At 71.8% G+C, this 9742-nt stretch carries 6 protein-coding genes; 5 read left to right on the forward strand and 1 reads right to left on the reverse strand.

Features of this window, described 5'->3' with window-relative positions:
• Positions 1 to 2142 (forward strand): Tn3 family transposase (locus AC2VNT_RS04770; RefSeq protein WP_486945758.1); only part of this gene is annotated, 2142 nt, incomplete at its 5' end.
• A gap of 190 nt (positions 2143 to 2332) precedes the next feature.
• On the forward strand, positions 2333 to 6769 hold the full coding sequence (locus AC2VNT_RS04775) for an HAD-IC family P-type ATPase (protein ID WP_486945759.1): 4437 nt from the start codon (positions 2333 to 2335) through the stop codon (positions 6767 to 6769).
• 3 nt (positions 6770 to 6772) lie between these two features.
• Here the strand turns inward: AC2VNT_RS04775 and AC2VNT_RS04780 are convergent, their stop codons facing one another.
• On the reverse strand, positions 6773 to 7462 hold the full coding sequence (locus tag AC2VNT_RS04780) for an O-methyltransferase (RefSeq protein ID WP_486945760.1): 690 nt from the start codon (positions 7460 to 7462) through the stop codon (positions 6773 to 6775).
• Between the two features lie 137 nt (positions 7463 to 7599).
• Here AC2VNT_RS04780 and sigE point away from each other — a divergent pair, with 137 nt between their 5' ends.
• From sigE to AC2VNT_RS04795, 3 genes are all read left to right on the forward strand, one after another.
• Positions 7600 to 8310, forward strand: a complete 711-nt coding sequence (gene sigE, locus AC2VNT_RS04785; protein ID WP_486945761.1) for an RNA polymerase sigma factor SigE — start codon at positions 7600 to 7602, stop codon at positions 8308 to 8310.
• Between the two features lie 78 nt (positions 8311 to 8388).
• The gene (rseA, locus tag AC2VNT_RS04790; protein ID WP_486945762.1) at positions 8389 to 8811 is read left to right on the forward strand and encodes an anti-sigma E factor RseA; all 423 of its coding nucleotides are present in this window, start codon (positions 8389 to 8391) and stop codon (positions 8809 to 8811) included.
• 83 nt (positions 8812 to 8894) lie between these two features.
• Positions 8895 to 9742, forward strand: an 848-nt coding sequence (locus tag AC2VNT_RS04795; protein WP_486945763.1) for a trypsin-like peptidase domain-containing protein, incomplete at its 3' end; no start/stop codon positions are given.

Below are 9742 nucleotides of genomic sequence, written 5' to 3' on the forward strand. Positions count from 1 at the left end.
CTGGTACAGCTGCTGGACCAAGCACTAGCCGGCGCGGACTCCCGGGCGCGCTATGAATTGTCACAGCGCGTCGTGGAACGAGCACGTGCGGAGATCGACCGCGGCCGGCTCCTCGACGAGGTACTCGACATCCTGGCCGACCCATCCGTGTCCGACGCCGACGCCGGGCGACTGGTCCGTGCGCATGTCGGGATGCCGCGACTTCAGGCAGCTCGCCGGCCAACCGCGGAGCGTGAACCGCGTGATCATGGACATTTCGATCTGCTCGCCGCCCGATACAAGTACCTGCGGACTTTCACTCCGGCGGTCATCGCGCAGCTGCCGTTGACCGGAAACACCGCCAGTCCCGACGTCGTGGCACTGCTCGACGCAGTCGAGGTGTTGCGTGAGCTGAACGCCGGCGGCCGGACGGTGGTTCCCGAGCGGGCAACCATGCCGGCGGCGACGTCGTTTGTGCCGGCCCGCTGGCGCGGCTACCTCGACACCGCCCGCGGCCAAGGCCGCGGAGCCGCCTACCGGCATTACTGGGAACTCAGCGTGCTCTACGGGGTGCAGTCGAGGCTACGATCCGGCGACGTGTGGGTGCCCGGGTCGCGCCGCTACACCGACCCCACCACGCTGCTCATTCCGCCCGAAACATGGGTCACCCAGCGCGACGACTTTTGCACCGTCACCGGAAGCCACGCCGATCCTGCACGGCAGCTGCAACGGTTGGAGACCGAATTGCACGCTGTCGTCGCCGATCTGGAGCGAATGCTGGCTGATCCGGCAAGTGCGGGTCTGGCCCGCGTGGGCGAGGACGGTGACCTGATCGTGTCGCCGCTACCCGCCGAGCAGCTACCGGCCGGGGCAGCAGCACTCGCCGAGGCGGTCGCCGCCCGGCTTCCGCAGATTCATATGCCCGCGCTGCTCATCGAAGTCGATCGCGACACTGGCTTCAGCGAAGCGTTCACCCACGCCGGCGGCGCGAAGCCGCGCAATCCCGATCTGACCCGCAACCTCTACGCCTCGGTGCTGGCCTACGCCTGCAATCTCGGCTACGCGGGAATGGCCGACGCCTCTGGCATCTCCGAAGACATCCTCGCCTGGACCTCACAGTGGTACCTACGTCAAGACACGCTGAGAGAAGCGAACGCTCGCCTGGTCAACTCGCATCATCGGCACCCACTTACCCAGCTGTGGGGCGGCGGCACCCTGTCGTCATCAGACGGCCAGCGTTTTCCACAACGCGGTCGTAGCCTCACCGCCCGCGCGCTGTCGCGGTACTTCCTCGATGAGGGGACCACCACCTATACCCATGTGTCCGATCAGCACTCGACCTACGGCACCAAAGTTATCCCGACCACCTGGCGTGAAGCCGTGGCCGTGCTCGATGAGATCTTCGGTAACCCAACCGACCTGGCCATCGCCGAGCACACCACCGACACCGCCGGCCAGACCCTGGCAACATTCGGAATCTTCAACCTCGCCGGCCTACAATTCTGCCCGCGGATCCGCGACATCGGCCGGTTACAGCTTTACCGGCTGGGCCCCGGCTCGGCGTGGCGAGGCCGTTACCCGCACGCCGGACCGCTGCTCACCCAGCCCATCCAAACCCAGCTGATCGCCGATCACTGGAACGATCTGCTCCGGCTCGTCGGCTCGATGAAATTCGGGCACACCACCGCCAGCCTGCTCATCGCCAAGCTGCACGCCAGCAGCCGGCAGAACTCCCTCGCCCGAGCCCTGCAGGAATACGGCCGGCTGGTACGCACCATCTACCTCTGCCGCTACGTCGCCGACGAAGAACTCCGCCGCCGCGTCCGTCGTCAGCTGAACAAGGGCGAGAGCCTGCACGCGCTGCGCCGCGATCTGTTCTTCGCCCACCAAGGACACATTCGCAGGCGACACCTCGACGACCAAGTCGATCAGGCGCTCTGTCTCACACTGGTCACCAACGCCGCGGTGCTATGGACCACGACCTACCTCGGCGACGCACTCGACGCGCTACGCGCCGACGGCTACCCCGTCACCGACGAAGACGCGGCACACCTGACACCCGCGCAGCACGATCACATCAACTTCTACGGCACCTACTCATTCGACGTCGAGGCCGAACTCCGTCGCGAGGGACGCCGTCCACTCCGATCACCGGCGGCTTGATCCGGTCGCGGCAAAACGGACCAGATCCGCTCCGCTGCTAAGGAGACCCGAACGTGGTCGGCGCGCGGGTCGGCGTCGGCCGCGGCGCCCAGCTGGTCTCGCTGGCCGCGGCCGCGTTGGGTGGCCGCCGGTAGCCGCGCCGGTCAGCCAGCACCCGTTCCACCGAACTCGATCAGGGCAGGTCGACGCCATGCAGATCTTCTCGCCGCTGCGCGCGGTCGCCAACGGAGCCGCGGCAGGCTACGCGCTGGCAAGCACCGCCGTGACCGCGGCGACGACCACCGCGACGACCGTCGGCACGGTGGTCGCCGCCGGCCTCGACGTCGCCATGATCCCGGTCCGGGAAGGCGCCAAGGTGCTGTCCGGTGACGTCTCCGGGACGCCGCTGACCCGGCGTTGCTGGCGTGGCCACGGACGGGCCTGGATCGAGGTGCGCGGCCTGGCCGAACCGGACGGGGCGGAGCTCGGCCCGCTGGTCAGCGACGCCCTGCAAAGCCGCCCGGGGGTGACTGCGGTTCGGTTGAACCGCCCGCTGTCCCGGGCCATCGTCGAGGTCGACGCTAAGACCTCGCTCCGGGAACTGTGCACGGCGGTCGACCGCGTCGAGCAGAGCCGCCGGCGAGACGACGGCGCCGGCCGGCGGGAACGTTCCGGTCACCCGGACAGCCTGCCCGGCGACGGTGTGCTGCTGGCGATGCGCGGCGCGACGATGGGGGTCAACGCCGCCGCGCTGATGGTCGCGGCGGTGGGGAGCACGCTGCGCTGGCCGCGGGCGCCCAAGGCGATCGACGCGGCGGTCTCGATCGCCAGGTACCAGCCGTGGCTGCGCCGGCTGCTCGAAGAGCGGATCGGTGCCGGGCCGACGGACGCCGTGCTCTCGCTCGCCTCGTTCGGGGCGCACGTCCTCACCCTGTCCCCGGCGATCCTGGCGGTCGACCTCGGGGTGGAAGCCCTCAAGGCCGCGGAATGCCGCGCCGCAGCGCAGGCATGGCACCGCCACGAGCCGGGGCTCGCCCGCTACGCCGACCATCCCGACCTGCACCCGGCGGCCCGCCCGGTGCCGGCGCCGGACGGGCCGGTCGGACACCACATGAAGCGTTTCGCGCAGATCCAGCTGATCGGCACCGGGCTGGTCGGTGCGATCACCGGCAACATCTCCATGGCCTCCAGTGCGGCGTTGGCGGCCGCCCCCAAGGCGGTGCGCACCAGCTGTGAGTCGTTCGCCGCTGCCCTCGGACAGGGCCTGGCCGAACGGCACGCGGTGCTGCCACTGCGACCGGAGAGCCTGCGCCGCCTCGACAAGGTGGACGCGCTGCTCATCGACCCGCGGGCACTCTGCGGCGAGCGACTGCGGGTGGTGCGGGTACGCGGCGCCCGCGACGACGAGCTGCCGGAGGCGTGGACCCGGGCGCAGGATCTGCTGGAGAAACCGGGACTGAACCCGGGCTGGCACCGGGTACCCGGGCTATCCGCGCGCGGATCCGGGCGCACAGGAATCGTCGAGGCGCTGATCCTGCCGGTGCACCACCCGTCGGCGTCGGCGGTGGTGCTCGAGGCCCGCGGCTGCGGCGTGGAGCTGGCCACCGTCGACATCGACCTGCTGGGGGAGCTGCGGCCGGCGTTCGACGAGATCCACCCGGTGCACCACGGTGACGTCGACGACGCGCTCGCCCGGGCCCTGACCGAGCTGCAGCGGGCCGGGCGGACCGTCGCCGTGCTGTCGTCGGCCGCGTCGCAGGCACTGTCGTCGGCGGATCTCGGCCTGGGGATCGTGTCGACCGGTGACATCGCGCCACCGTGGCATGCCGATCTGCTGCTGCCCGACCTGGCCGCGGCGTGGCAGGTGCTGCATGCGCTGCCGGCCGCCCGGGAGGCCAGCCGCCGCGGCATCGGGATCTCGGTCGGCTCGTCGGCGCTGGCCGGGCTCTTCATGGTGCGCGGGGTCCGCCGCCCGCGCGGGCAGGGACCCGGGCCGGTGACGCTGGGTGCCGCGGCCGGGCTGATCTCCGGCTATCTGCTGGCCCGCCGGGTGATCCGCGACCGCGCGCCGACGCCGGCACCCGCCTACGAGTGGCACGCGATGTCGGTCGAGCAGGTGCGCGCGGTGCTGACGCCGGTCGCGGCGGCCGGACAGCAGAATGCGGACGACGGTGACGACACCCAGCCGCCGAACATGTTCAGGCAGTTCGTCCACGCCGTCCGGGACGAGCTGGCAGACCCACTGACCCCGATCCTGGCGCTGTGTTCGGCGGCCACCGCCCTGCTGGGCTCGCCGATCGACGCGGTGATGGTGGGCGCGGTGCTGACCGGCAGCGCGATGCTGGCGGCCGGGCAGCGGCTGCGGGCCGAGAACCGGCTGAACGTCTTGCTGGCCCAGCAGGCGCCGCCGGCCCGCACGGTCGTGGTCGATGCCGACGGCGCACAGTCCTACCGCGACGTCCCCGCCGAGCGCCTGCAGCTGGGCGATCTGATCGAGGTGCGCAGCAACGAAGTGGTGCCGGCCGACGCCCGGCTGGTCGACGAGACCGACGTCGAGGTCGACGAGTCCTCGCTCACCGGCGAGTCGCTGTCGGTGGACAAGCGAGTTGACCCGACACCCGGTGCCGAGCTGGCCGAACGTCGCTGCATGCTCTACGCCGGGACCACGGTGGTGACCGGTACCGCGGTCGCGCTGGTCACCGCGGTCGGCGCCGACACCCAGACCCGCCGGGCGGCCGAACTCGCGGCCGGGGAGCTGCCCGAGGTCGGTCTGCAGCATCACCTGAGCCAGCTGGTCAGCCGCTCCTTCCCGGTCAGCGCGGCCGGCGGCGCGGCGGTCGGCGCCCTCGGGCTGCTGCGCGGCGGCGGTCTGCGTCAGGCGCTGGGCAACGCGATTGCGGTCGCCATCGCCGCGGTGCCGGAGGGAATGCCGCTGATGGCCACCCTGGCGCAGCACGCGTCCGCTCAACGGTTGAGCAGATCCGGTGCGCTGGTTCGTATTCCCCGATCGGTGGAGGCACTCGGACGGGTCGAGGTGGTCTGCTTCGACAAGACCGGCACGCTCAGCGAGAACCGGCTCCGGGTCACCCGGGTGCAGCCGGCTCCGGGGCACTCGCGCGACGACGTGCTCTCCGGCGCGGCACAGGCCGCCCCGGCCCCCGAGGGTGCCGCGCACGCGCACGCCACCGACCAGGCGATCATCGAGGCGGCAGCCGCGGCCGACGAGGCGAGCCGGTGGGTCGAGCCGGACGCGCATCTGCCGTTCCGCTCCGGCCGGGCGTTCTCGGCGTCGGTCTGCGGCACCAACCTGACCGTCAAGGGCGCCCCCGAGGTGGTGCTGGCGGCCTGCACCCGTGCCGGCGGCGCGGGCGTGGTGGACACGGTGGCCGAGCTGGCGGCCCAGGGCCTGCGGGTGATCGCGGTGGCGCAGCGCCGGCTGACCGCGCAGCAGGCGCGGTCGATCGGTGACGACCCCGACCGGATCGCCGAGCTGTGCGGCGCCGGCTTGTCGCTGACCGGGTTCCTCGGCCTCGCCGACACCCCGCGGCCGCAGGCGCCGCAGCTGCTGGCCGACCTCGCCGAGCGTGGCGTGTCGATCCGGATGATCACCGGCGATCATCCGATCACCGCCACCGCGATCGCCGACGAGCTGGGCGTCGCCGTCGGCGCCGGCCAGATCATCACCGGCCCGGAATGGAATGCGTTGTCGCGCAAGCAACAAGAGCGGGTGGCGGCCGAGCGGGTGATCTTCGCCCGGATGTCACCGGAGAACAAGGTGCAGATCGTCCAGACCCTGGAGCGGGCCGGGCGGGCCTGCGCGATGGTCGGCGACGGCGCCAACGACGCGGCCGCCATCCGGGCCGCCACCGTCGGTATCGGCGTCGTCGCCCGGGGCAGCGACTCGGCGCACGCCACCGCCGACGTGGTGTTGACCGACGGCCGGATCGAGTCACTGGTGGACGCGATCGACGAAGGGCGCCGGTTGTGGCGGGGCGTACAGCTCGCCGTCTCCGGGCTGCTCGGCGGCAACGTCGGCGAGGTGATCTTCTCGGTCATCGGCACCGCGCTCACCGGGAACTCGCCGCTGAACACCCGCCAGCTGTTGCTGATGAACACGATGACCGACGCGCTGCCGGCCACGGCCGTCGCGGTGAGCACGCCGGCCGGCCCGGTGCGGGCCGCAGCGCAGGGCCTCGACGAACAGCGGCTGTGGCGGGCGGTGCGGTTCCGCGGCGGGGTGACCGCCGCCGCAGCCACCGCGGCGTGGGCGATGGCCTCGGTCACCGGGCGGCCGCAGCGTGCCGCGACGGTCGCGCTGATCGCGTTGGTCTCCGTCGAACTCGGCCAGACCATGGTCGACTCGCATGCTCCGCTGGTGGTGGCCACCGCCGCGGGGTCTTTCGCGGCGTTCGCGCTGATGATCACCGTGCCCGGGGTCAGCCAACTGCTCGGCTGCACACCGGTCGGTCCGGTCGGCTGGCTGCAGGGCCTCGGCTCGGCTGCGGCGGCGACCACCGCGGTGGCCGCCGCGGGTCGGCTGTCGACGGGCCGCCGGGAGACCGGTTCGCCGACGACCGACGACACCCGGCCGGCGGCCGAGGAGCTTCGGCCGTCCCCCGGCCGACCGGTGCTGACCCTGGTCGACTGAGCGCTACCGGTCGCCGTCGGGGTCGGCCCAGTCGCGGACCGCGGCCAGCAGACCGTCGCCCAGCGGGATCAACGCCGGGCTGAGCCTCTCGTCCTCGGCGATCAGCCGGGCCGCCTCACGCACGGCCGTCACGTCGGCGTCGCGCGCGGCCGGGTCGCCGGCTCGCCCGGCCAGCGCCGCCCGGTGAATGACCACCACCCCGCCGGGCCGCAGCAGCCGGACCGCCTCCACCACGTAACCGGGTTGGTCGATCGGGTCGGCGTCGACGAAGACCAGGTCGTAGCAGCCGTCGGCGAGCCGGGTCAGCACCTCCTGGGCCCGGCCGCTGATGAAGCGGGTGCGCGACGGTCTGATACCGGCGTCGGCGAGCGCCTGCTTGGCGATCCGCTGGTGCTCCGGCTCGATGTCGATCGTGGTCAGCACGCCGTCTTCGGCCATCCCGGACAGCAGCCACAGCCCGCTGACGCCGGCACCGGTGCCGACTTCGACGGCGGTTTTGCCGCCGCTGAGTCTGGTCAGCAGGCTGAGCAGCGCGCCGACCGCGGGGGTGATCGCACCGACGCCGATCTCGCCGGCCCGGTCCCGGGCGGCGGCCAGGACCGCATCCTCGGATATCGACCCCTCGGCGTGTGCGGCGATGGCACCGGCGCGGCTGGGCTGATCGGGGTCGGCGCCCTCGTCTGTGCTGGCCATATCCGCAGCGTAGGTCGGATGCCGGTCGCATCGGAGCAGGCGCGCCCGACCGGCCCGGCGATGAGTTCACAGCCGTTCACAGCCGGTGTTCAGTGCCGCCACAGAGCTGCCACAAACCGATGGGAAAAGGTGAACGCATGGAACGGGGTGGGCGCCGGATCCGGAATACCGGGGGCCGGGTCGATGTTGCCAACGACGGTGCGCTGCCGGCCGTCGGCAGCCCTGATCTGGAGGATCGGAAAATCACCACACTGCCCGGGCCGAGCGGCCCGTCGGAGGAACCGCGGGGCACCGCTGCGTTCGACGCGACCGGTGACTCGACCGTGATGCCGTCCTGGGACGAGCTGGTGCGTGAGCACGCCGACCGGGTCTACCGGCTGGCGTATCGGCTGGCCGGCAACCAGCACGACGCCGAAGACCTGACCCAGGAGACGTTCATCCGGGTGTTCCGGTCGCTGCACCGCTACCAGCCGGGCACCTTCGAGGGTTGGCTGCACCGGATCACCACGAACCTGTTTCTGGACATGGTCCGCCGGCGCGGACGCATCCGGATGGAGGCGCTGCCCGACGAGATGCTGGCCCGGGTGCGCGGCGACGACCCCGATCCCGAGCAGGTCTACCACGATGCGCGGCTGGATCCGGAGCTGCAGGCGGCCCTGGACTCGCTGCCGCCGGAGTTCCGCGCCGCCGTCGTGCTCTGCGACATCGAGGGCCTGTCCTACGAGGAGGTCGGCGCCACGCTGGGCGTGAAGATGGGCACCGTGCGCAGCCGGATCCACCGCGGGCGGCAGGCGCTGCGCGACTACCTGGCCGCCCGGTCGGCCACCGGCGAACTCACCGCCCGCTGACCGCCGGCCGGGGCGTTGACGTCCGCGGCGGTCACGGCGCGCTACATTTTAGGTACTGCCCGACGCCGGAATCGGGCGTTGCATTCGAAGGGGAGCGCGACGGTGTCAGATCGTGGGCATGTGTTCCGTCGGGCACTGTCCTGGTTGCCGTCGCAATTCGCGTCGCAGAGTGACGCGCCGGTCGGGGCGCCCCGCCGGTTCGGCTCCACCGAGCATCTGTCCACCGAGGCCATCGCGGCGTTCGTCGACGGCGAACTGCGGATGAACGCCCACCTGCGCGCCGCCCACCACCTATCTCTCTGCGCGGAGTGCGCCGCCGAGGTGGAGCATCAGGACCGGGCGCGCGCGGCGCTGCGCGACTCGCACCCGATCCGCATCCCGAGCAACCTGCTCGGGCTGTTGTCGCAGATTCCCGACTCCCCGGTCGACGAGCCGGCGGCGCAGCCGCTGCCCGGCCAGTTCGCCGACGGTACGCCGCGGCAGCGCCGCAAACGTCGGTAAGGTGGATCGGACGCAGTTCTGTTTGTTGCTGTTCCCTACTGTGCCGTTCTGCGCCCGGCGGGCGCTCTCGGAATGAGGATCACGTGAGCCCGAACCAGGAAAACCCCGGCGGCAACCGCCTGGCCCCGCGCCCGATCCACCGACCCGCCGTCGACGTCGCCTCGCAGCAGGCGTTCGGTCGCCCGGACGGCATCGACGGGTCGTTCGTGCCGGCCAGTGTCCGGCCGGAGAAATATCGCGACCAGGGCGAGTTCACCTCCCGTGACCTGCCGCCGGACCCGGTGCTGGCCGAGGCCTTCGGTCGGCCGTTCGCCGGCGCCGCGTCGCTGCAGCGCCATCCGACCGACGCCGGGGCGCTGGACCGGAACGGCAACGGCGACCTGGAGGACCTCCTCGACCCGTGGCGGGATCCGGCGGCCGGCGCCGCGCTCGGTGCGCCGGCCCTGGTCGAACCGCCGCCGCCGATGGTCCGGCCGGCGGAGACCAAACTCGGGGTGCGGGACGTGCTCTTCGGCAGCCGGGTCTCCTACCGGGCACTGGCCGTGCTGGGGCTGACCGCACTGCTGATCGGCGGCGTCGGCGGCTATGTCGGGCGCACCACCGCGCAGGTGGTCGAGGCGTTCACCACCTCGAAGGTGACGTTGTCGGTCAAGGGGAACACCCAGGAGCCGACCGGCCGGTTCGCCAAGGTGGCCGCCGCGGTGGCCGACTCGGTGGTGACCATCGAATCGCTCAACAAGAAGGAGGGCGAGGGGATGCAGGGCTCCGGCGTGGTCGTCGACGGCGCCGGGTACATCGTCACCAACAACCACGTGATCTCCGAGGCGGCCAACAACCCCAGCAAGTACGAGACCACGGTGGTGTTCAACGACGGCAAGGAAGTGCCGGCCAACCTGGTCGGGCGTGACCCCAAGACCGACCTGGCCGTGCT

Source organism: Mycobacterium sp. TH-M15 (assembly GCF_057473705.1).